This window comes from Neotamlana nanhaiensis, from assembly GCF_000943555.1.
Taxonomy (GTDB): Bacteria; Bacteroidota; Bacteroidia; order Flavobacteriales; family Flavobacteriaceae; genus Neotamlana; species Neotamlana nanhaiensis.
The window spans coordinates 349,913-375,045 of the sequence record NZ_JTDV01000003.1; the positions used below are offsets into that span (position 1 = coordinate 349,913).

General features: G+C 33.5%; 17 protein-coding genes and 1 tRNA gene. 9 read left to right on the plus strand and 9 right to left on the minus strand.

Translation table 11 applies throughout. The features are described from left to right. Nucleotides 1-116: 116 nt before the first annotated feature. The 4 genes from PK35_RS07025 to tsaD all read right to left on the minus strand — a co-directional run bounded on the left by PK35_RS07025 (nt 117) and on the right by tsaD (nt 3,239). Nucleotides 117-761, minus strand: a complete 645-nt coding sequence (locus PK35_RS07025; RefSeq protein ID WP_044626076.1) for a DUF4159 domain-containing protein — start codon at nt 759-761, stop codon at nt 117-119. Nucleotide 762: 1 nt separating this feature from the next. Further along, entirely contained in the window at nt 763-1,467 is a 705-nt protein-coding gene (locus tag PK35_RS07030; RefSeq protein ID WP_044625979.1) for a 16S rRNA (uracil(1498)-N(3))-methyltransferase, read from the minus strand. Further along, nucleotides 1,467-2,102, minus strand: coding sequence for a peptidylprolyl isomerase (locus tag PK35_RS07035; protein WP_044625980.1), 636 nt, complete (start codon nt 2,100-2,102; stop codon nt 1,467-1,469). Before PK35_RS07035 ends, PK35_RS07030 begins: the two co-directional genes overlap by 1 nt. 114 nt (nt 2,103-2,216) lie before the next feature. Then, complete coding sequence (gene tsaD / locus PK35_RS07040; protein ID WP_044625981.1) at nt 2,217-3,239, minus strand: tRNA (adenosine(37)-N6)-threonylcarbamoyltransferase complex transferase subunit TsaD; 1,023 nt, start codon at nt 3,237-3,239, stop codon at nt 2,217-2,219. 240 nt (nt 3,240-3,479) lie between these two features. On the opposite strand from tsaD, the gene PK35_RS07045 reads away from it, so the two are divergent. From PK35_RS07045 to PK35_RS07065, 5 genes are all read left to right on the plus strand, one after another. Continuing rightward, nucleotides 3,480-7,787: a translocation/assembly module TamB domain-containing protein gene (locus tag PK35_RS07045; RefSeq protein ID WP_238320897.1), complete on the plus strand. Its 4,308-nt coding sequence runs from the start codon at nt 3,480-3,482 to the stop codon at nt 7,785-7,787. A 142-nt stretch (nt 7,788-7,929) separates the two neighbouring features. Beyond that, entirely contained in the window at nt 7,930-8,916 is a 987-nt protein-coding gene (gene pfkA, locus PK35_RS07050; RefSeq protein WP_044625983.1) for a 6-phosphofructokinase, read from the plus strand. A gap of 23 nt (nt 8,917-8,939) precedes the next feature. Beyond that, the gene (gene gap, locus PK35_RS07055) at nt 8,940-9,941 is read left to right on the plus strand and encodes a type I glyceraldehyde-3-phosphate dehydrogenase (protein WP_044625984.1); all 1,002 of its coding nucleotides are present in this window, start codon (nt 8,940-8,942) and stop codon (nt 9,939-9,941) included. A gap of 75 nt (nt 9,942-10,016) precedes the next feature. Continuing rightward, nucleotides 10,017-10,877: an N-acetylglucosamine kinase gene (locus tag PK35_RS07060; protein WP_044625985.1), complete on the plus strand. Its 861-nt coding sequence runs from the start codon at nt 10,017-10,019 to the stop codon at nt 10,875-10,877. A 12-nt stretch (nt 10,878-10,889) separates the two neighbouring features. Then, nucleotides 10,890-12,101 (plus strand): ATP-binding cassette domain-containing protein, encoded by a 1,212-nt coding sequence (locus tag PK35_RS07065; protein WP_044625986.1) that lies wholly within the window; start codon nt 10,890-10,892, stop codon nt 12,099-12,101. Nucleotides 12,102-12,366: 265 nt separating this feature from the next. Here the strand turns inward: PK35_RS07065 and PK35_RS07070 are convergent. Beyond that, a tRNA-Ser gene (locus PK35_RS07070) sits at nt 12,367-12,451 on the minus strand. A 182-nt stretch (nt 12,452-12,633) separates the two neighbouring features. On the opposite strand from PK35_RS07070, the gene PK35_RS07075 reads away from it, so the two are divergent. From PK35_RS07075 to PK35_RS17950, 4 genes are all read left to right on the plus strand, one after another. Then, entirely contained in the window at nt 12,634-13,263 is a 630-nt protein-coding gene (locus tag PK35_RS07075; RefSeq protein ID WP_044625987.1) for an NAD(P)H-dependent oxidoreductase, read from the plus strand. Nucleotides 13,264-13,386: 123 nt separating this feature from the next. Then, entirely contained in the window at nt 13,387-14,583 is a 1,197-nt protein-coding gene (locus tag PK35_RS07080; RefSeq protein WP_044625988.1) for a DegT/DnrJ/EryC1/StrS family aminotransferase, read from the plus strand. 51 nt (nt 14,584-14,634) lie between these two features. Further along, nucleotides 14,635-18,513 carry a hybrid sensor histidine kinase/response regulator transcription factor gene (locus PK35_RS07085; protein ID WP_044625989.1) on the plus strand — a complete coding sequence of 1,293 codons (3,879 nt, stop codon included), beginning with the start codon at nt 14,635-14,637 and terminating at the stop codon, nt 18,511-18,513. 136 nt (nt 18,514-18,649) lie between these two features. Continuing rightward, on the plus strand, nt 18,650-18,784 hold the full coding sequence (locus PK35_RS17950) for a hypothetical protein (protein ID WP_262509284.1): 135 nt from the start codon (nt 18,650-18,652) through the stop codon (nt 18,782-18,784). Between the two features lie 99 nt (nt 18,785-18,883). On the opposite strand, the gene ribB is transcribed toward PK35_RS17950, so the two are convergent. From ribB to PK35_RS07105, 4 genes are read right to left on the minus strand one after another with little or no spacing between them, the layout of a single operon-like run. Further along, nucleotides 18,884-20,044 (minus strand): 3,4-dihydroxy-2-butanone-4-phosphate synthase, encoded by a 1,161-nt coding sequence (ribB, locus tag PK35_RS07090; RefSeq protein WP_238320898.1) that lies wholly within the window; start codon nt 20,042-20,044, stop codon nt 18,884-18,886. 16 nt (nt 20,045-20,060) lie between these two features. After that, the gene (locus PK35_RS07095) at nt 20,061-22,049 is read right to left on the minus strand and encodes an LptF/LptG family permease (protein WP_082048541.1); all 1,989 of its coding nucleotides are present in this window, start codon (nt 22,047-22,049) and stop codon (nt 20,061-20,063) included. A gap of 7 nt (nt 22,050-22,056) precedes the next feature. Continuing rightward, nucleotides 22,057-22,692, minus strand: a complete 636-nt coding sequence (gene lolA1, locus PK35_RS07100) for an outer membrane lipoprotein periplasmic chaperone LolA1 (RefSeq protein ID WP_044625991.1) — start codon at nt 22,690-22,692, stop codon at nt 22,057-22,059. A 12-nt stretch (nt 22,693-22,704) separates the two neighbouring features. Continuing rightward, nucleotides 22,705-25,107 (minus strand): DNA translocase FtsK, encoded by a 2,403-nt coding sequence (locus PK35_RS07105; RefSeq protein ID WP_052825916.1) that lies wholly within the window; start codon nt 25,105-25,107, stop codon nt 22,705-22,707. Nucleotides 25,108-25,133 lie beyond the last annotated feature (26 nt).

A 25,133-nucleotide genomic window follows, 5' to 3' on the forward strand; every position in this document is an offset into this window, starting at 1 on the left:
AGTAAGGAGTTATGGTCGAAGATTTGTATTTTAAAATTATGTTATCTCATTAAAATAATCTTGATTCTTGACTCTAGAATCTTAATTTCACTAATCGAAATAAATAGAGTCTATTTTCAATTCTCAAAAGCAAACTTCACAATATTAGCGCCCATTTTTAAGGCTTTTTCTCGAACTTCTTCGGGGTCGTTGTGCACTATGGCATCTTCCCAACCATCACCTAAATCGCTTTCAAATGTAAAAAGAAGCATTAATCTGTCGTCTTGAAACAAAGCAAAGGCTTGTGGACGTTTGCCGTCGTGTTCATGAATTTTAGGTAAACCATCGGGAAAATTAAAGGCACTACTGAAAATAGGATGGTTTGCAGGAAGCTCAATTAATTCTTTGTCAGGAAACACTTTTTTTAATTCTTGCGTAACGTATGGCTTAATGCCGTAATTGTCATCAATGTGTAAAAAACCGCCAGAAACTAAGTAATTACGAAGGTTTTCGGCATCACTCTCGCTAAAAAACACATAGCCATGACCAGTCATGTGAATTAATGGGTATTGAAAAATATCTGGACTACCAACTTCAACGGTTTGTGGCTTCGGATTTAATTTAGTGTTTATATTTTTATTGCAATATGCAATAAGATTTGGCAATGCCGTTGGGTTACCGTACCAATCCCCGCCACCACTATATTTTAAAACAGCTAACTCTTGCGCTGTTAAAGTGAAAAGCGATAAGTGACAAGCAAAAATTAGAATAAGCTTTTTCATATTATTCATTTACAAAAGCCACCGAGTGACAAGCTACAATAGCGGCAGTTTCGGTGCGTAATCTGGTTTCACCCAAAGTTACGGGAATAAATTTGTTTTTAATAGCTGCTTCAATTTCGTTTGTAGAAAAATCGCCTTCAGGTCCAATTAAAATCGTAATATCTGTTTTAGGTTTTAATTCGTTTTTTAATGATTTTCGGTCGGTTTCTTCGCAATGTGCAATAAACAAATCGCCTTTAAAATCCTGATTTAAAAAATCTTTTAAAGCCACAGGCTCATGTAGTTTAGGCATGTAACACTGCAACGATTGTTTAACCGCCGATTGTAAAATGCGCTCAAAACGTTCGGTTTTAACCACTTTACGTTCGCTATGGTCGCAAATTATAGGTGTAATACTATCAATGCCAATTTCTGTAGCTTTTTCTAAAAACCACTCGTAGCGATCGTTCATTTTTGTTGGTGCAACTGCCAGGTGTAATTGGTAATTGTGTTTTTCATTGAAGGTTTTCGAAATTATTTTAGCGACACATTTATTTATGTTGCTCACAAAAATTTCGGCAGTAAACAACCAGCCATTACCGTTAGTAATATGTACGGCGTCTCCAATATTTTTGCGTAATACTTTTACAATATGGCGACTTTCATCTTTATTAAAAGTGAATTCTGTAGTACTATCGGTAATGTCTGGATTGTAAAAAAGTTGCATTAGTTTTGTTCAACAATTTTTAAAACTTCAATTTCAACAATTTTTTTTGGTTCCTCGGTTATCATGGCAACATAATACCAGTTATTTTTAGGAATATCGATGGTAAATGGCTCGCCAACTTCATGATGATCATCTAAAATAAAAGGTTCAAAATCTTCGTGTAAATCACCTTTAGTAATCCAACCTAAATCACCACCTTTGTTAGCATTTCCATCCATTGAATATTGTTTTGCTAAAAAATCGAAGGCTGAACCATTGTTGTATTTGTTGATAATGAGTTTACGTAAATCATTAAGATTTTTTTTATCGTAAGTATTGCCATCTAAATAAATATAAGAGGCTCTTTGATACACTTTTTTATGTCGCTTAATAATTTTAAAATAGGTGGTTTCAAACTCATTTTCGGTTTTTTTAGTGCTACCAACACCTAATTTAAAAAGTTCTTTAGCTAAAATGGTTTTGTGTTTTTCTTCGTTAAAAGTAATCAGCTTATTTTTTTTCGATTTTTTTTCGGCCAAAAATGTTTCAACTTGTTCTGGGGTTTCAAGAAGCGCTAATTCTTTTTCGGTAGATGTTTGGGCATAAAAAACTGTTGTAAAACCAGTTAAGGTTAAAAAAAGTAATGTTTTTTTCATGAAAAATTGTAGGTTTTGTTATTCTTTTTCAAAATTAAAAGATAATGAATTTGGGGTTTTTATAAGGGTAATAAGTTGTTAAGAAATATTGTTAATAACTTCAAATATTGGTGTTTATATTTTCAATCTGGCAGAAGCGGCAACGTTATTTTCAGCAAAATCTTTTTCAAAATATTTTAAATAACCAACAATGGCAATCATAGCAGCATTATCGGTTGTGAATTCAAATTTTGGAACATAGGTAGTCCAACCAAATTTTTTCTCGCCGTCTTTTAACGCTTGTCTAATACCCGAGTTAGCCGAAACACCGCCACCAATAGCAATGTGTTTAATACCAGTTTCTTTTGAAGCTTGTTTTAATTTATCAACTAAAATACCGATTATGGTGTATTGAATGGAAGCACAAATATCATTAAGATTTTCTTCAATAAAATTAGGATTTGCTTTGGTTTCCTTTTGAATAAAATATAAAATCGCTGTTTTTAAACCCGAGAAGCTAAAGTTTAACCCATCAACTTTTGGTTTTGTAAATTTAAAGGCTTTCGGGTTGCCAAGTTTAGCGCGTTTGTCAATTTCGGGGCCAGCAGGATAGCCTAAACCTAAAATTTTACCACTTTTATCGAAAGCTTCGCCAACAGCATCATCAATAGTTTCACCAATTACGGTCATATCGAAATAATCATCAACACGAACAATTTGTGTATGTCCGCCCGAAATAGTCATCGCTAAAAACGGAAAAGGTGGTTTATTGTAACCTTCCTCGTTTATAAAATGTGCTAAAATATGGCCTTGCATGTGGTTTACATCAATTAGCGGAATGTTTAACCCGTAAGCCAAAGACTTCGCAAACGAGGTACCAACTAATAAACTTCCCATTAAACCAGGGCCGCGAGTAAAGGCAATGGCATGCAGTTGTTCCTTTTTAATATTCGCTTTTTCAAGGGCTTGATGTACAACTGGTACAATATTTTGTTGGTGTGCTCTCGAGGCTAATTCGGGAACCACACCACCGTAAGCTTCGTGTATTTTTTGACTAGCAATTACATTACTTAAAATGTTACCATTATGTATTACAGCAGCCGCAGTATCATCGCACGACGACTCAATTCCGAGGATAAAAATATTTTGTGAAGCCATTAATAAAAATTAGGCATAATAATTGTTAATTTTGACAAATATTAGCGTTTTAAACGTAAACGCGACGTTATTACAAATGTAATTATTCTAAAACAAACCTTATAATTTAAGCGTATCAAAAAAGCATTTAAAATATTTTATAAAATTGTAGGCATTTTGCTTATGCTTTTCATCATTTTGGTGTTAATTCTTTCTGTACCCGCAGTTCAAACCAAATTAGGGAGATACGCTACAAAACGTTTGAACGAAGAATTTAAAACTAATATAAGCATAGGTAGAATAAGCATGCAATTTAATAGCGATGTAGAGCTTAAAGATATTTATGTAGAAGATTATAAAAAAGATACCTTAATAGCTATAAAAGAGCTTAATACTTCCATTTTAAGCTTTACAAACCTAGCTAATGGAAATTTAGTTTTTGGAGATATTGATATTGAAAATTTATTATTTAATATCAAAAAGTACAAAGGCGAGAACAAAACGAATTTAGATGTTTTTGTTGAAAAATTTGAAGACGATAACCCAACCGCAAGCTCAGGTAATTTTTTGTTGTCCTCAAGCGATGTTTCTATATACAATAGCGTTTTTAAACTTGTTGATGAAAATTTAGAGCAACCAACAATTTTACATTTTGATGCTTTAAATATTAACGCTACCAACTTTTTAATTCACGGTAGCGATGTAAGTACACGTATAAATACTTTGGCTTTTAAAGATAGCAGAGGTATTGAGGTTAAAAATTTAATGACCGATTTTGGTTATACTTTAACGGGTATGACATTTAATAGGCTACAAATAAAAACCCCAAATTCTACACTTAATGGCGATTTAAAGTTTAGTTATAAGCGCGAAGATTTACAATATTTTACCGATAAGGTTTTTGTTAATGCTAACTTTACTAATTCTAGTGTGTATTTAAATGAGCTTAATGTATTTTACAATGAGTTTGGAACACAACAAATAGCAAATTTTAGTGCTAATTTATCGGGGACTTTAAACAATTTAAAAGCCGATAGCTTAAAACTAAACACCAACTCTAAAACAAAAATTTACGGTAATTTAAGTTTTAAAAACTTATTTAATGCCGAAGCGCATAACTTTGTTATGGATGGCAAGTTTGAAAACTTAACGTCAACTTACAAAGATTTAACAGCCCTTTTACCAAATGTTTTAGGCGATGCTATCCCGTCTACTTTTAATAATGTTGGGGTGTTTACTATTACAGGAAATTCCCAAGTAACTTCTACGGCTGTAAAAGCAGATATCGCAATCACTACCGATTTAGGTTTTGCAGATGTCAATTTAAATATCGATAAAATTAACGATATCGATAATGCCAATTATAAAGGCAAAGTTATTTTTAAAGATTTCGATTTTGGGGCGTTTTTAGATGACGAAACCATTGGTTTAGGTTCACTAAATGTCGATGTTAATGGTAAAGGTTTTATAGTTGAAACGTTAAATACTCAAGTAACAGGCGATATTTTTAAAATTGAATATAAAAATTATCCTTATAAAAACACCAAAGTAGCAGGCACCGTTAAAAACAAGATATTTGATGGAAATTTAGTTGTTAACGATCCTAATTTAAAATTGAATTTTAACGGGCTTGTAGATTTTTCTGAAACTGTTAAAAAATACGATTTTGAAGCGGTAGTCGATTTTGCGGATTTAAAAACCTTAAACTTCGTGAAAAGGGATAGTATTTCAGAGTTTTCTAGTCGTGTTAAAATGAATATGAATAGCAGTAATCTGGATGATGCTTACGGAAGAATAACTTTTGAGAAAACAACTTATAAAAACGAAAACGACACGTACACATTCGATAAGTTTGATATTTCATCACGATTTAATGGTAATGAACGTAATGTTACCTTTAATTCACCAGACATTATAGAAGGCGAGTTAAAGGGGCATTTTTTAATGAAAGATATTAGGAAACTATTCGAAAACTCCATTGGTTATATTTACACCAATTATATTCCGTACAAGGTTGAAGCTAACCAAAGCATCGATTTTCATTTTAATATTTACAACAAAATTGTTGAGGTTTTTTACCCCGAACTAGAACTTGGAAATAATACTTTTATTCGTGGTAAAGTTGAAAGCAATGAAGAAAAGTTTAAACTCACCTTTAAATCCCCCGAAATTAAAATTCCCGATTATTTAGCAAATAATATCGAAGTTCAGGTTGATAATAGTAACCCGCTTTTTAACACATATGTTGAAATCGATAAACTCAACACCAAATTTTATGATGTTTCCGATTTTAACTTGATTAACGTAACGGTAAACGATACGCTATTTATGCGCAGCGAATTTAATGGTGGTAAAAAAGGTAACGATAGTTATAATTTAAGTTTTTATCACACTATAAACGAGGCAAACGAATCGGTTATAGGTTTTAAAAAGAGCGATGTAACCATTAAAAATAATAAGTGGTATATTAACGAAAATCAAGATCGTTTTCATAAAGTATCCTTCAATAAAAAGTTTACAAAATTTAATATTGATAAATTTAGAATTAACCACAAAAACGAAGAAATTAAGCTTTCAGGATTTTTAAAAGATTCTACTCAAAAAGATATTAAGCTCAACTTTTCAAATGTCGATTTAGCGAAAATAACACCAGATATTGATAGTTTAAAACTCGCAGGAAATGTAAACGGGAAGTTAGATGTTTTACAACAAAATGGCAGTTACTTACCAAACTCTACCGTTGTTATTAACGATTTAAAGATAAATGACTTTTTACTTGGTTCGTTTGATGCTTCCATTGCAGGAAACGAATCGTTAACCAATTATGTTGTTGATGCTACCATTAAAGACGATACGAATAAAACCTTTAGAGCGCAAGGTGATATTTATGTAAGTGGTAAACAAGCCAGTATTGATGTTTCTCTAGGGCTTAATAAGTTTAATTTATATCCTTTAAACCCATTGTTAGAAGATGTTTTGTCTAATATTCGAGGCGAAGTAACTGGCGAAGTTCGGGTTTCGGGTAATTTAAAACAACCAAGTATCGATGGCGATGTTACTTTACAAAATGCAGGTTTAGGAATTCCTTATTTAAATGTTGATTATGCTTTTAACGATAAAGCATCGCTTAGTTTAAAAGATCAATCTTTTGTGTTTAACAATGTAGGCTTAACCGATACAAAATATAGCTCAAAAGGAAGGTTGAATGGTTCTGTAAGTCATGTAAACTTTTCTAAATGGCGTTTGGGTTTAGATATTTCGTCTTCTAATTTATTAATTTTAGATACAAAGGAAACCGAAGAATCACTGTATTATGGTACAGGTTTTATTGGAGGTGTAGCTAATATACAAGGGCCAACCGACGAGCTTGTAATTCGCGTTATTGCAGAAACTAAAAAGGGAACCGTGTTTAAAATTCCGTTAAACGATGCCGAATCGTTTGGAGACAATTCATATATTCATTTTATAACAAAAGAAGAAAAAGAAGCTAAAAAAGAAGGACGCGAGGTTATTTTTGAAGAAATAAAAGGCTTAGAACTCGATTTTGATTTAGATGTTACCGAAGATGCCGAAGTAGAAATTATAATTGACAAAAACACAGGCCACTCATTAAAAGGTCGTGGAAACGGCGGTTTATTAGTTGAAATTAATACCAATGGAAAATTTGATATGTGGGGCGATTTTGCCGTATTTGAAGGTGTGTATAATTTTGCTTATGGTGGTATTATTCAAAAGGAATTTATTGTGCAACCAGGTGGAACTATCGCTTGGGAAGGCGATCCTTTAGATGCTACAATAGATATGTTGGCTGTTTATAAAACTCAGGCAAACCCATCGCCATTACTCGATAATCCTATTAATCGTAGTATACCAGTTGAACTTAATATTGCATTAAACGGAAACTTAGAGCAGTTCGATCCTATTTTCTCCTTCGATTTTCCAAATGTAAGTTCTTCAATAAAATCAGAACTTCAGTATCGTTTAGATTCTGATGAGAATAAACAAAATCAAGCCTTGTATTTAATTTCTACAGGTTCTTTTTCAAGAGGCTTAAACGAAGTGAATTTTTCAGGTACCATTGCCGAACGTTTAAATGGAATTATTAACGGTATTTTCTCTAACAATAATGGTAAACTCAACATAGGCTTAAATTACGAAGCTGGTCAAAACACACCTGATTATCAAACCGATGATAGAGTTGGTTTTACATTACAAACGCAATTAAACGACCGTGTACTTATAAACGGTAAAGTTGGTGTCCCAGTTGGTGGCGCAACCGAAACGGTTGTGGCAGGCGATGTAGAAATTAGTTTCCTTTTAAATGATGAAGGAACACTTACGGCAAAAGTATTTAATCGCGAAAATAGTATTCAGACTTTTGGTGATAGAATAGGGTATACACAAGGTGTTGGTGTATCATATAATGTCGATTTTGATACCTTTAAAGAATTGCTTCAAAAAATCTTTAAAAAGCAGGAAGAAGAAGCCATTTTAGAAACCACCTCAAACGAAGAAAATAATACCGCTTTACCTGAGCATATTTCGTTTAAAACATCTTCAAGTAATTAGCGTAAAAACCAATAAAACACAATGTTTGGTGCATTTTTATCAACTAAAACGTTGTAGTTTTTAAAGTATTATTAAAAATGTCTGAATCCTTTAGATATGTGCTTTTTGTTTACTAATTTTACTCAATAAAGTACATAAATTAATGTCGGAAAACATAAAAAAACTAGCTGTTTTAACTTCGGGTGGAGACTCACCAGGCATGAATGCCGCTATTCGTGCTGTAGTTAGAACGTGTGCTTATCATAATATAGAATGCGTAGGTGTTTACCGCGGATACGAAGGCTTAATTGAAGGCGATTTTGAACCTTTAACAGCACGTAGCGTAAAAGGTATTATTAACAAAGGTGGTACCTTCTTAAAATCTGCTAGATCTAAAACTTTTAGAACTAAAGAAGGTAGAGAAAAAGCATATCAAAATCTTAAAAAGGAAAATATAGAAGGCCTTGTGGTTATTGGTGGCGATGGTTCGTTTACTGGTGCACTTGTTTTTAATACCGAGTTCAACTTCCCAGTAATGGGTATTCCAGGAACTATTGATAACGATATTTATGGAACAACGCATACTTTGGGATTCGATACGGCATTAAACACTGTTGTTGATGCTATTGATAAAATTCGTGATACCGCGAGTTCGCACAACCGTTTATTCTTTGTTGAAGTAATGGGACGCGATGTTGGTCATATTGCATTAAATGCTGGTATTGCTGGTGGTGCCGAAGAGATTTTAATTCCTGAAGAAGATTTAGGATTAGATCGTTTGGTAGAATCGTTAAACCGAAGTAAAACAACAGGCAAAACATCAAGTATTGTAATTGTAGCTGAAGGTGATAAAATAGGTAAAAACATTTTTGAGCTAAAAGATTATGTCGATCAAAATATGGAAGGTTACGACGTGCGTGTTTCTGTTTTAGGACACATGCAACGTGGTGGTGCGCCATCGTGTTTCGATCGTGTTTTAGCGAGTAGAATGGGTGTAAAAGCTGTAGAATCTATTTTAGAAGGCGAAACAAACTATATGGTTGGCTTAATGCATGGTAAAATGCAATTAACACCGCTTGAAAAAGCTATAAAAGGAAAAACAAAAATAAACTTAGAATTACTACGAGTGTCTGATATTATGAGCACTTAAAATAAACATTTATAACTATTATTATGTCAAAATTAAAATTAGGAATTAACGGATTTGGAAGAATAGGTAGAATTGCTTTTAGAGTAGCAGCTTCTAGACCAGATATTGAAATTGTTGGTATTAACGACTTATTAGACGTTGAGCACTTAGCATACTTATTAAAATACGATTCTGTACACGGAAGATTTAACGGTACTGTAGATATTAAAGATGGTAACTTAGTAGTAAACGGAAATGAAATTCGTATTACTGCAGAGCGTAACCCAGAAGATTTAAAATGGGATGCTATTGGAGCAGAAGTTGTTTTAGATTGTACTGGTATTTTCACAACTTTAGATAAAGCTCAAGCACACCTTAAAGCAGGAGCTAAAAAAGTAGCTATCTCTGCACCATCTGCCGATGCACCAATGTTTGTAATGGGTGTAAACCACGACAAAATTACTGCAGCAGATACTATTGTATCAAACGCATCTTGTACAACTAACTGTTTAGCGCCTTTAGCTAAAGTAATTAACGATAACTTTGGTATTGTTGAAGGTTTAATGACAACAGTTCACGCTACAACTGCAACTCAAATGACTGTTGATGGGCCTTCTAGAAAAGACTGGAGAGGTGGTCGTAGTGCATTAGCAAACATCATTCCTTCTTCTACTGGTGCAGCAAAAGCTGTAGGTAAAGTTATTCCTGAATTAAACGGAAAATTAACAGGTATGGCATTTAGAGTACCAACTCCAGATGTATCTGTTGTAGATTTAACAGTTAGAACCGAAAAAGCAGCAACTTGGGATGAGGTTAAAGCGGCTTTAAAAAGTGCTTCAGAAAACGAATTAAAAGGTGTGTTAGGTTACACTGAAGAGTCTGTAGTATCTCAAGATTTTGTTTCAGAATCTTTAACTAGTGTTTTCGATGCTGGAGCAAGTATTGCTTTAAACGATAACTTCTTAAAGTTAGTGTCTTGGTACGATAACGAGTTTGGTTACTCAACAAAGTTAATTGACCTTGCTCAATACATAAGCAAAATTTAATTTAACTAAACAAACTATAAAACTCCACAGAAAAGTTTTTTAAACAAAGCTGTGGAGTTTTTGTATATTTAAAATATGGTATTAATTGTTGATAGTGGTTCTACTAAATCAGATTGGATAGCGGTAGATACAGATGGAAATAAATTACTCGAAAAAATTCGCACCGAAGGACTAAATCCTGCAATTCTTTCAGAAAGTAAGCTAACAAAACGCATCGAAAAGAGCGATGTACTTATAAAACACAGTAACGAGGTTACGCATTTATATTTTTATGGTGCAGGTTGTGGTACAGAAAATGCCCAACAAAACTTAGGAAACGTGTTAAAAAAACTATTTCCAAATGCTCATGTTGAAGTTAATGAAGATACTTTAGCGGCTGTTTATTCAACAATTAATCATCCTGAAGAGGCAGCTGTAGTTTGTATTTTAGGAACGGGATCAAACTGTAGTTATTACGATGGCGAAAACTTACACCAGCGTGTAAATTCTTTAGGCTACACTTTAATGGATGATGCTTCAGGAAATTACTATGGCAAGCAGTTAATTCGCGATTATTACTTTAATAAAATGCCAGAAAATATTAAAGTAGCTTTTGGTAGTAAGTTTAACATGGATACCGATTTTGTAAAGAATAACCTTTATAAAAAACCAAGCCCTAATGCCTATTTAGCTAGTTTTGCCGAGTTTATGTTTCTTCATAAAGATTCTGCTTACACTATCGAATTAATAAAAAAAGGTATTAGGTTGTTTACCGAAACCATGATTATGCAATATAAAGAGGAACTTAAATCAGTGCCAGTACACTTTGCGGGTTCAATAGCTTATTTTGCGCAAGATGAAATTAAGGCAGTAGCCGAAGAAATGGGCTTTACTGTTGGTAATTTTATTCGTCGACCGATCGAGGGATTAATTCCATTCCATACTAAAAGTTTATAATTTATTCGTGTAGTGGCTCAACATACAGCTTTTTATCTTTCAAATAAAGATGATAAAAAAAAGCTAATTCAAGATATTTTAGCTTCAAAAGTCATTCCTGAAACTAAAAATTTAAATGGTGCTTTATTTTCAGAAGCAACATTAAATAAATTTATAGATGAAGAGCTTAGGCATGGTAAAATGGATATTACAACCAAAGTTGATAATAGTCTGTATAATTCCTCAGAAGGTGAACGTAAGCAAGCTTTACTGAAACATATTATAGCTAAAGCACCCGATTATATTATTTTAGATAATGTTTTTGGTAGTTTAGATATTGAAGCTCAAAAACAGTTTAAAACCACATTAGAAGCATTAAGTAAGTATACACTTTTAATACAAATATCAAACAGATTAACCGATGTATTACCATTTATACAATCGGTTTTTTGTTTTAAAAATGAAGCGTTAGTAGCATTTAATCCCGAAGAAAATAAGCAGGATACTGCGTTTAATTTAGCATTGCCACAGCCCTATAAAAATAGTAACGAAGACTTCGATACCTTAATAAAGTTTAATGAGGTAACTGTAAAATATGGAGATCGTACCATAATAAAAGATATTTCATGGACTATTAAACCTGGAGAATTTTGGAAACTTATTGGACCTAATGGCTCAGGAAAAAGTACCATGTTAAGTATGATTTATGGCGACAACCCAAAAGCTTACGGTCAAGATATTCATTTGTTTGGAGTAAAAAAGGGTAGTGGTGAGAGTGTTTGGGAGTTAAAAAAGAAAATGGGCTATTTCACGGCAGATATGGTTCGCGGTTTTGCACGATTAGATTCTATTGGTAATATGGTAGTTTCTGGATTTTTCGATTCAGTTGGGCTTTATAAAACACCTTCGCATTTAGAAATAGAAATAGCACATCAATGGCTTAAAGTGCTCGGTTTATTTGAGGTTAGAAAGCAAAGTTTTGTAGAACTAACCAAAGGCCAGCAACGTTTGGTTTTAATAGCTAGAGCCATGGTTAAAAGTCCTCCATTATTAATTTTGGATGAGCCTACAAATGGATTAGATGATACCGAAGCAGCACTTTTTGCTAATTTAATAAACAAAATAGCTAAAGAAACTAACACAGCAATTTTGTATGTATCTCACCGAATAGAAGAACAATTAAATCCAGATTTTATTTTCGAACTCAAACCAACAGAAAGTGGTTCGTTAGGAAGCATCTCGTAATTATTAATTTGAATTAGTAATTAATTTTAAATGTAAAGAATTAAATATCTATTTCTATTTTTTTCTGTTGCAGATAAAACATGAAATAGTTTCTTGTCTATCAACATATTTTAACTCGAAAAAGAACGATCATTTATTCAATTTTTCACAAATTAGGGACTTCAATTTTATAGGTAGGAGACACAGTAAATTTTAAAAGTCATCAACAATTTTTTAAATCTTATATACAAAAAAACCTCATTATCTATTGATAACGAGGTTTTTGCGGAAGAAGAGGGATTCGAACCCCCGGAGGTGTGACCCTCAACGGTTTTCAAGACCGCCGCATTCGACCACTCTGCCATTCTTCCTTGAGTGCCTCATAAGCTATTTGCTTAATGCGGGTGCAAATATAAAATACTTTTTCAATGCTTTCAAATAAAAACACATTTTTTTTCAAAAATTATTTTCTATCCAACAATAATTAATTTTCTGGTAATTTTTGTGCAATCCAATTAGCAAATAGTATTTTTGTTACGTTATAACCTGTTTTATGAATATACTTAAACAATTAAATTGGCGATATGCCACTAAAAAATTCGATACAACAAAACAAATATCGCCACAACAGCTCGATGTTTTAAAACAAGCCTTTAATTTAACGGCAACATCCTACGGGCTACAAACCATATCCTTAGTAATTGTAGAAAATAAAGCGTTGCGCGAAAAATTAGTACCAAGCGCCTATAATCAAAAACAAGTTGTCGATGCGTCGCACCTTTTAGTTATTTGTATACAAGAAAAAATAGTAGCGCAAGATGTTGTTAACTACTATAAAAACATAAAAAATATCCGTAATACGTCCGATAGTATTTTAAAGCCATACCAAGATGGCCTTATTGCAACTATCGAAAAAATGACCGAAATCGAGCGTCAGCAATGGTCTAAAAACCAAGCCTATATCGCTCTCGGTAATTTAATGACCGTTTGCGCCAGTATCGAGGTAGATGCCTGCCCCATGGAAGGCTTTATACCCGAAACCTACGATGAAATTCTGGGCTTAACCCAAAAAGGACTAAAATCGGTGTTGCTATTACCCGTAGGTATTCGCGCTCAAGACGACCTATTTGCAACCCTAAAAAAAGTACGCAAACCCATAACCGAAACAGTAATAGAAATTTAAAATTTTAGGGCGTTACCCCTTCTAAGTTCGGGGTCGGGCTTTACGTTGCAATCTTTTTCTCGTACCTTAAAAAAGGATTTACACTGCAATCCCTAACGCAACCACCAACAAAATAAAAACACCATGCCAGGATTTGAACTATTTGGAGAGTTAGAAAAACAACAAGTAAACGATGTATTAGATAACGGCGTACTCATGCGCTATGGTTTCGATGGCATGCGCAAAGGCCACTGGAAAGCCAAAGAACTCGAAACCGAATTATCAAAAGCCTTTCAAACCAAACACGTACAATTAGTATCAAGTGGTACGGCAGCTGTAAGTGTTGCATTAGCAAGCGCAGGAGTAGGAGCAGGCGACGAGGTAATTATGCCAACATTTACCTTTGTAGCCAGTTTTGAAGCCATAATGATGCTTGGTGCCATCCCTGTTTTAGTCGATGTGGACGATACACTTTGTTTAAATCCAGAAGCTGTACAACAAGCCATAACACCAAAAACAAAAGCCATAATGGTGGTACAAATGTGTGGTAGTATGGCAAATATGGATGCATTACAAACCATTGCAACTAAAAATAATTTGCTTTTGGTTGAAGATGCATGTCAAGCTATTGGCGGAACTTATAATGGCAAACCACTAGGTAGTATTGGCGATTTAGGGTGTTTCTCGTTCGATTTTGTGAAAACCATAACCTGTGGCGAAGGAGGTGCTGTAATAACCAATAACCAAAATTATTACACCAACGCCGACCATTATAGCGACCACGGTCACGATCACGTAGGTAACGATCGCGGTGCTGAAACACACCCGTTTTTAGGCTATAACTTCCGCATATCAGAACTTCATGCAGCCGTTGGTTTAGCACAGGTAAAGCGTTTACCAGAGTTTTTAAATATTCAACGTAAATATCTTAACATATTTCAAGAAGTTGTGGGTGCGTTACCTCAAGTTACTTTACGAACTGTGCCAGTTGGCGGTGAAGAAAGCGGAGCGTTTTTTAACTTCTTTTTACCCTATTTAGAATCGGCAAGAAAAGTTATTCAAGGTTTTAAAGAAGGCGGTATCGACGCTTGTTGGAATTACTACGATAACAATTGGCACTACATTCGCAAGTGGGAGCATCTAAAAAATTTAAAATCACTTTTTCCAATTTCAGAAGAAGTAAAAAACGGATTAAAGTACCTCGAAACAGCTTCGTTTAATGACTCCGATCATTTTATAGGACGTAATATTTCCTGTTTAATTAAATTGTCCTGGACTGAAGATGAGGTAAAAGTAAGAGCTCAAAAAATGGCCCAAATTATTGCTTCGGTTTTAAAATAATTTTTTTTATCTAGTCTTTTAGTTAACTTTAGGTAGTTAAGTGCTAAGGCTATGGGGAATTTTAGGCTTTGTTTTATATGGCTAATTTCAATTGCTGTTTTTGGGCAAAACCAAACGCAGCAAATGGCTTTTCAGCAATTAAATGTAGAGCAAGGTTTATCGCAAAATAGCGTTATTAGTATCGCTCAAGATTCTATTGGCTACATGTGGTTTGCCACACAAGACGGGCTAAACAAATACAATGGGCGCGATTTTAAATATTACAATAAACAGTTTGAAGATATTACCCGAGCCTCATTTAGTAACCTTGGCGAAATTTATATTGATACCCAAAACCGACTGTGGATTATTACACATTCGGGTAACCTAGAGTTGTATCAACCCCAAACCGATAATTTTAAACCCATTAAATTAAATTTTAAAGCCAGTACGGTTTTTCAGGACGCACAAAAAAACCTTTTTATAGGAACTTACAACAACGGGCTTTTTAAAATTGATGCTAAAACAAAAGATACCATTCAAATTTTTAAAAACGATGATACGTCAAAAACCGTTTACGAATTAGCGTCTTTTAATAATAAAGTATTTGTTGCAACTTCAGGAGCTTTGTTTCAGGTTTCAAAAAGTAATACATATCAATCAATATCGGTAGCTTCAAACAAAAATGTAAACTTTAGTGCTTTAGCGCAAGACAACAATCAAACTATTTGGCTTGGTTCTTTTGGAAATGGCTTATTTTATCAGCCAAAAGGGCATTCAGTGTTTAAGCCTTTTAATCATATTAATTTGCCCAAAAACTTAAATATTGAAGATTTATTAATCGACTCCAAAAACAATTTATGGCTGGTAACTTATGGTCATGGAGCTTATTATATAAATTTAAAAACACATTCGGTAACCAATTTTAAAGCCAATAAAAATAACCCGTTCGCACTTCATTACAACGATATTTTGTGTTTGTACCAAGATATTACCGGATTAATTTGGTTTGGAACCGATGGAACAGGGGCAAGTTTTTACGATCAGCACCTTATTAAATTTAATATGCTTACCAATAATCAGGTTTCAAACGAGGTAAATGTAGACATGGTTAGAAGTTTAACAACCGACAAAAACGAAAACCTGTGGATTGGAACTTCAGGCAAAGGCTTAACGTATTTCGACCAGAACATAAAACAGTATAAAACTTTAACCACCAATAACTCGAATATTGCAAGTAATAGAGTTATTAGTTTAAATTATTATGATGATGATTTGTGGGTTGGCCATCAAGGTTACGGTTTAAATACTAAAAAAACATCGGGAGGTTTTAAGTTTTATAACGATTTAAGCGATTACACCATTTGGAAAATTATACCCGAAACAAAACACAGGCGTTGGCTTGCAACAGAGCGTCATGGCTTGGTTTTGTTCGATAAAATAGAAGGCGTATTAAAAAGTTATAATGCTAATAATTCTGTTTTAAAGGAAAATAATATTAGAACAGCAATACAAGAAAACGATAGTATATTTTGGTTGGGTGCCGAAAATACTGGCGTTTATAAATTAAATATTAAAACCGATAACATTGATAAAATTGAAGTGCTTCACGACAAAATTAAGTCATTGTATGTTGCAGATAATTTGCTTTGGGTTGGTACATTGGGTTCTGGCTTAAAAAAGTATAATATTAAAACAAAAAATGTTGATAGTTATGGTAAAGCAGAAGGCTTACCAAACCAAGTGGTTTACGGAATTTTACCAGATAACCAGAATAATTTATGGTTGAGCACCAATAATGGTTTATGTAAATTTAATCCAGTAAATATCAGTTTTGAATCTTTTACAACTTTTGATGGTTTACAAAATGCAGAATTTAATACTGGAGCCTACTACAAAGGTAAGAATGGTGTGTTGTATTTTGGCGGGTTAGATGGTGTTAATTGGTTTTCTCCCGAATTGTTGACTTATAATACCGTTAAGCCAAAAACAATAATTTCAAACTTCGAGGTATTTTCTCAAAATTACTCCATGCACTCCAATACAACACTAAATTACAATGAAAATACTGTAACTTTTACGTTTTCCAGTTTACATTTTTCTCAACCCGAACGTAATTTATTTAAATACCGCCTCTTGAATTACGATAAAGATTGGGTCAATTCAAAAAGCGTAAATTTTGCGCATTACACCAATTTGGCACCTGGTAATTATACGTTCCAGGTTATTTCGAGTAATTACGATGGCGTTTGGAATAACCAACCGGCAAGCTATACGTTTACTATTTTAAAGCCTTGGTATTTTACCAATGGCATGAAGTTGTTTTATGCGTTATTAGTGCTTTTAATATTGTTTGGGGTGTATAGGTATTTAAGGTTTCGTTGGCAAATAAAAACACAGTTACAATTAGAACACGCCGAAACTGAGCGATTAAAAAAGCTCGATGAATTTAAAACTAAATTGTACACTAATATTTCGCATGAGTTTAGAACGCCTTTAACTTTAATTTTAGGCCCTTTAGAAAATCAATTGGCAAACCAAAAATTACCCGAACAAGATAAAAACGAGCTGCAACTTATTAAGCAAAATGCAAACCGATTGTTAGGCTTGGTTAACCAAATGGTAGATTTATCTATAATCGATTCTGGGCAAGCACAATTAAAGGTAAAAGCCGGAAATTTAAATGTGCTTTTACAGCAAATTTTAGCGGCTTTTAGTTATAAAGCTTCAGAAAAAGGCATTAAAATTGAAAGTAAAATTCATAATTTAGAAAACGCTTGGTTCGATACCGATGTTATTGAGAAAATAAGTTCAAATTTATTGTCTAACGCCATTAAGTATGCCCCAGAACAAAGTAAAATAGTGCTCAATGCTAATAGGCAAAATGAAGCAATGGTGTTTTCTATTACCAATACCAATAAAGATATTTTGAGAACCGATTTAGGTAAATTATTTCAGCGGTTTTATCAAGATAACGAAGCTTCAGAAGGTGTTGGTGTAGGTTTAGCTCTGGTAAAAGAACTGGTATCTCTTTCGCATGGAAGTATAATTGCAAACAGTATTGCACAAGATAAAATTCAATTTAATGTAACCTTACCCATTACTAAAGCGGCTTTTAAAACTTCCGAAATTATAGAAGATAATAATATACCTTCCGTTGCACCTGATTTAGAAATTTTTAGAAATGAAAATTCTGAAAATTCTAATATGTTAATTGTTGAAGACGAACCCGAAATAAGAAAATTTATAGTCTCCATTTTTAAAACTAATTATAATATAATTGAAGCCAGTAACGGTAAAATAGGAATTGAGCAGGCGTTAAAACACCAACCAGATATTATTATTAGCGATATAATGATGCCAGAAACCAACGGCATTGCGTTGTGTAATACTTTAAAATATAACGAACTTACCAGCCATATTCCTATTATTTTATTAACTGCAAAAGTTGGCGATAAAAACGAAATGGAAGGTTTAAAAACCGGTGCCGATGCCTATATAACCAAACCTTTTAATAGCGAAAAACTCAAATTAAGAGTAGAAAAGCTTATTGAAAATAGAAAAACACTTCAAAATCATTTTCTTAATAATTTTTCAATGGTGCCTGCCCATATTAAAGTTACATCTACCGAAAGTGAATTTTTAAAACGACTAAAACAGGTGGTTGATGAGTGTTTAACCGAACCAGATTTTACAGCTGAAGCGTTTGCAAACCAAATGCAAATGAGCAGAACACAATTACACCGAAAATTAAAAGCGGTTGTTGGTTTAAGTGCATCGGAGTTTATAAGAAACCAACGATTACAATTGGCTGTTAATATTTTAAAAAAGCATCCCGATGTTTCCGTTTCAGAAATAGCGTATCAGGTTGGTTTTAACACACCATCGTATTTTATTAAATGCTTTAAGGCCGTGTATAAATGCACTCCAAACGAGTTTTCTTCTAAATAAAACACTGTATTTTTGTTTGTAAATAACTGATTTTTAGGGATTGTGACGTTTGTTCTATTATTTGTAACATATGTAGTATTAAATAAACAATTTAGCATATAAATTTACATAAGTAACAAGTAGTATATGCGTTAAAATGATTGAATCGCCCAAGGATAACACCCAAGATAAGTTATACATGAGTATAGATCATTTAAAAAAAGGCGTTTATATTTTGCATGTTTTACATGATAATAAAGTCATCAAGTCTATCGAAATTATAAAGGATTAAAGAAGATGCTATTAATCAATCCTGAAAAGGGGAGCAACAAATTGGGAGGAAAGTTTGCTCCTCTTTCTCTTTTTTATTGCTCTGGATGTTTTAAAACAGTTAATAATTTACATATTCCACTATTTCTAAACCGTAGCCAATTAAACCAACACGTTTGGTTTGTTGGCTATTTGATAATAGTTTAAGCTTATGAATATTTAAATCGTGCAGTATTTGCGCACCAATACCAAAATCGCGAGCATCCATACTAATTTTTGGAGCTTCGGTAACTTGGTTTGGTGTTTGTTGTGCTTTTAAAGTTTGCAATCTGTTTAAAATATTCATCGATTGCGATTCTTGGTTTATAAATAAAATAGCGCCTTTACCTTCGGTGTTTATTACCTCAAACATGTTGTTAAGTTGCACGTCAACATTGTTTGTAATAGCACCTAAAACATCGTTGTTTGTAGGGTTTGAGTTAATTCTAGTTAGTACCTCTTCATTTTCGCTCCAAGTTCCTTTTGTTAACGCAATATGCACTTGGTTGTTTGTAGTTTGTTGGTAAGCACGAAGCCTAAAACTACCAAAACGAGTTTCAATTTGAAAATCTTCTTTCTTTTCAATTAGTGAGTCGTGTTGCATTCTGTATGCCACCAAATCTTCAATCGAAACTATTTTTAAATCTAACTTTTTGGCAACTTCCATAAGCTCTGGTAATCTTGCCATAGAGCCATCATCATTCATAATTTCAACTATAACACCAGCGGGTTTTAAGCCAGCTAAACGTGCAAAATCTATGGCGGCTTCGGTGTGTCCTGTTCGGCGTAAAACACCACCATCTTTAGCAATTAAAGGAAAGATATGACCAGGTCGAGCTAATTCGTATGGTTTTATATTGTCATCAATTAAAGCCTTAACGGTTTGCGCTCTGTCGCTTGCAGAAATACCTGTTGTAACACCATAACCGCGTAAATCGACCGATACTGTAAAAGCGGTTTCCATAGGGTCGGTATTGTTGTTAACCATCATGTTAAGGTCTAATTCCTTACAACGACTTTCGGTAAGCGGTACACAAATTAAACCGCGTCCTTCGGTGGCCATAAAGTTTATAACTTCTGGTGTAACCATATCGGCGGCAGCTAAAAAATCGCCTTCGTTTTCACGATTTTCGTCATCAACAACTATAATTACTTTGCCTTTTCTTATATCGTCAATGGCTTCTTGAATGGTATTTAGTTGGAATGTAGAAGCTTTTTTTGGTGTCATAGGTTCTGCTAACATGTTGCAAAGATATTACTTATTTTAAAGATTCTAAATAATTTAACTTTAAGTCTTCTTTTACTTTTTCTTTAAACAAAAGGTGCGAAATAAAGTATAGCGGGAATCCTATTATGATTAAAATAAGATGTGGTTTTTTGCGCGGTTTATTGATGAGTGAATAAAACGAAAATAAGTTTTTTAACGATTTTAAATAATAAATTACAAACAGAATAAGCGACATAACACTTAACTGGATTGAGGCCGTTGCAACCGATGGTAATTTGTTATTTTTAAATACAAAATGAAGCACTAAAAGCACGACACCAATAAGAAATAGTGAGATTGCAAATTTAGCATGTGGTGTGTACGATTTGTTTATTAAGTCTTCTGAAGCTTTGTAGTTATCGTTAATTATTAAGCCATTTTGAGTTAAATCGTTTAAATCGTTTCCTCTTGAGGTTAATACTTTGTAGGCTTCATGTCTGCAAGTTTCATCGTGACCTAAGGCTTCATAATTGTTAATTATATCTATAAGCTCATGATTCTTTTTAGAATTTAAAAACTTATAATCGTGGGTGTTTTTCAGTTTTATTCTGAAGATTTTTTTAAGCGGATCTAAAATACTATCAAAATCGAACAAACCTTTATCGGCAGTGGCGCGTTTAGTTAAAAATACACCTAAAGGAAGCATGATTAAGGTAGAAAACCATGGTGCTAAAACAGGATTAAAACCACCTTTTTTGGCGCTGTTTGTAGCGAAAATGCCAATAAAGTGATAGGTTAAAAAGAGTAAAATAGCAATAACCATTGGCAAACCAATACCACCTTTTCGAATAAGCGCGCCCAACGGTGCACCAACAAAAAAGAGAATAATACAGGCAAAACCTAAAGCGAATTTTTCGTGTAACGAAATAATATGGCGGTTATAAATTTCGGTTTGAATTTTTAAATTCGATTCTTTCGATTTTATTATTTGTTGCGGACTTGATAGCGTTCGTGCGGTATTTTCAACCAACTGAATTTTTTGTTTCGTATTAAAAACATCAAACAAATTTCCTAAATATACTGAGTCTTTAGGCTTTGAAAGGCTATCTTTTTGTATGGTTAACGGTTTGTTTCTTGTGGTTAGTAAGTTGGAGCGTTGGTGTAAATTTTTTGCAAAAGTACCATAATCGCGTTGTGCTTTTTCTGCAAGAGAATCTATCGATTCCGTTAAGCCAGAAACATCTAGCATGCTGTATTTATCGGTTTGCGATTTTTCATCAATATCAACATTGTTTAATTCCGATAAATCAATATTTATAATTTTAGTATCGAATTTAGTTTTAGCAAAAGGCTTTTTTTCGCGGTCTTTTCGTTTTTTTGGCGATAAGTCGCTGTAATAATAGCCATCGGTTAAAATTAGTTTTAAAACATTCGAATCTTTTTCACTAGCAAGTTCACCTTCTTTCGATATTATGGTTGTGGTATTTTCTCTATTATTAGCGCCTTTTACATGAATAACAACATCTTTTAAATACTGTCCACGTTCACCAGTTTTATCCGAAAATTTAATATTGTACGCATCCACTTCGTTAAACTGCCCTTTAACTAGTAACATAGCAGGTTTTAATTTAGCAATATTTTTTCGAAGATTATAGGAATTATATTCGGCCCAAGGAATTACGTTATTTGAAAAGAAAAAGGTAATTATTGCTAATATAACTATAAATACACTTAAACCAGACATGGCGCGTTGCAACGAAATTCCGGTAGATTTCATGGCTGCGAACTCATAATTTTCGGCAAAACTACCAAAAACCATAATAGATGCTAATAAAATAGTGAGCGGTAATACTAACGGAATTAACTTAGGCATAAAATACACTAAGAATTTTACAACTACCATAATATCGAGGTCTTTACCCGACAATTCACGTATATAAAGCCAAATGGTTTGTAAAACAAAAATCAGCATGAGTATGGTAAACACGCTGAAAAATGTACGGAGATACGTAGTTAATATGTAACGGTCTAATATTTTCACTAAAAAACTAGTCTAAATTATTGATGTAATAATCGCTGTATTTGCTAGCATCAAAGGTAAATAAGGTTTTCGACAACGGTGTGTCGGTTTTAAAAGAATTTACCGTTAGTGTTGTTTTTGTACCGTTTTTTCCAACCTGAATTAAGTTGTAAATGTTTTTTGTTTGCGCATCTACACCTAAGTGAATAGTTTTAATTTCGGAATTAGAATCAATAGGCGTTAATTTTACATACTGAATTTTTCTACCGTTAATATTTTGCTCGATATCTAATTTGTAAGTGTAACCTTCTTCATAAAATGAAAGCATTTTACTTGGTGTAATAGCGTTACTGTCGTCTTCACTTTCTGCTGAAACGGTTACCTCTTCATCTTCAGGACTAATGCTATATAATTTTTTACCATCAAAAAGTCTAGTAATACCTAAAATGTTTAAGCGGTATTTTTCGCCTTGCATCACCACATCGCCTTTAGTTTCTTGTTTTACGTTTTCCGAAGTGTTTTCAAGGGTGTATTTAAAATCGAGAGATATATTTTTATAACTTTTTACTTTTGCAGAAACTTCGTTTAATAATGCTTTGCCTTTATTTTGAGCAAATGCCGAAATTGAAATTGTTAGTAATGCTAATGTTATAAATTTTTTCATTGGTAATTTTAATTAAATTTCGTTTTCTAAATGTTGATCTAGCGCAATTAAATCGGGTATTAGTACTTGGCGTGCTTTACTACCTTCAAACGGCCCAACAATACCAGCGGCTTCAAGTTGGTCTATAATTCTACCAGCTCTGTTATACCCCAGTTTTAATTTACGTTGTAATAATGATGCTGAACCTTGTTGTGCTGTTACAATAACCACAGCGGCATCTTTAAACAATTTATCGCGATCTGAGATATCTATATCAAGACTTGTGCCACTTTCTTCACCTACATATTCTGGCAGTAAATAGGCCTCTGGATAGGCTTTTTGCGAACCTATATAATCTGTTATTTTTTCTACTTCTGGCGTGTCTACAAATGCACATTGTACGCGAATTAAATCGTTGCCTTGGGTGTAAAGCATATCACCACGACCAATAAGTTGGTCGGCTCCAGAACCATCTAAAATGGTACGCGAATCTATTTTTGAGGTTACTCTAAAAGCAATACGAGCAGGGAAATTCGCTTTAATTATACCTGTAATAACGTTGACCGAAGGACGCTGCGTAGCAATAATTAAATGAATACCAATAGCACGAGCTAATTGGGCTAAACGAGCAATAGGCGTTTCTACTTCTTTTCCTGCCGTCATAATTAAGTCGGCAAACTCATCAACCACCAAAACAATGTATGGTAAAAATTGATGCCCGTCGTTTGGATTTAATTTTCGGTCTTTAAACTTTTTATTATACTCAACAATGTTACGACACATGGCATTTTTAAGCAGTTCGTAACGGTTGTCCATTTCAATACAAAGTGAATTTAAAGTGTTAATAACTTTAGTATTGTCTGTAATAATGGCTTCTTCACTATCTGGAAGTTTTGCTAAATAGTGACGCTCAATTTTGTTGAATAACGTTAATTCTACTTTTTTAGGATCGACTAGAATAAATTTAACTTCAGCAGGGTGTTTTTTATAGAGTAATGAGGTTAAAATAGCATTTAAACCAACCGATTTACCTTGACCCGTAGCACCAGCCATAAGCAAGTGAGGCATTTTAGCTAAATCGACCACAAAAGTTTCGTTGCTAATGGTTTTACCAAGGGCAATAGGCAAGTGCATATCGGAACCTTGAAACTTTTTAGCTGCAATTACCGAGCGCATAGAAACTATGGTAGAATTTGTGTTTGGTACTTCAATACCAATAGTTCCTTTTCCAGGAATTGGCGCTATAATACGAATACCTAATGCAGATAGCGAAAGTGCAATATCGTCTTCTAAATTTTTAATTTTCGAAATTCGAATACCAGCTTCTGGAACAATTTCGTATAAAGTTACAGTTGGCCCAATGGTGGCTTTTATGCTTGCAATTCCAATTTTGTAATTACTTAGCGTTTCTACAATACGGTTTTTGTTGGCTTCAAGTTCTTCTTGATTTATGGTAATGCCTTCAGTGTCGTATTTCTTTAATAAATCGAGTGGTGGAAATTGGTATTTCGATAGCTCTAAAGTGGGATCGAATTCACCAAAATCATCAACTAATTTGTTGGCTAAGTTGTTTCTTTCTGCATCTTCATCAATGACTTGTTCCACCTGCATTTCAAGTTCTTCCTCTTCTTCACCTTCAGCAACATTAACTTCTAAAGGCGCCGAAATAGGTTCGGTTTTTACAACTTTAACAGGTTCTGGCGTTGGTTCTGGTTTTGTTTCAGGTTGTTTTTCTAAATTAATTTCAAAAGCTTCTTTAAAGGCTTCAGCTTCATCAGTTAAATTATTATCAACAGGAATAATAGTATCTTTATTGGCATCGGCAAATTCTTCTTTTAAATCCTTTTTAGCTGATTTAAAAAGATTTGTAATGCTCTCAAAAGTGACTTTAAAACGAATGGCTAAATAGGTTATTAAACCAAATAATAGTAGTAGCGAAGTGCCTATTTTGCCAATGTAATCTTGTAAAAATGAATTAAGTTCGAAACCAACGGTGCCACCAAGGATATCGGTATTTGTTTTAAAAAAGCCGAATAAAATAGAAAGCCAAATAACAATTAAAGTGCCCCAAAACCAATGTTTACGGAGTTTGGCCGTATTTAAATTCATTAAAACATAAATACCCGATAAGAAAATGAGTCCAGAAAAAATAAAGGATGCTACACCAAAACCACGCTGAATAAATAAATCGCTTAACCAAGCACCTGTTTTACTTAACCAGTTTTTAGTTTCTGTATTGCGGTTGGTAAAATGGGTAAGGTTACTTTGGTCGGCTTCTCCAGTAAAGAAAAACGAGATAAATGCAATGCATAATATAATGCCAAAAATGACTAAAAAACTACCTAAAACCAGTTTCTGCTGGTTAGATAGCTTAAAGCTTGGCAGTTTAAATGTTTTTCTAGGTGTTTTTTTAGTTTTGGGTTTACGCTTCGCCATTAACGGTTTTTGTTTGAGCAAAAATA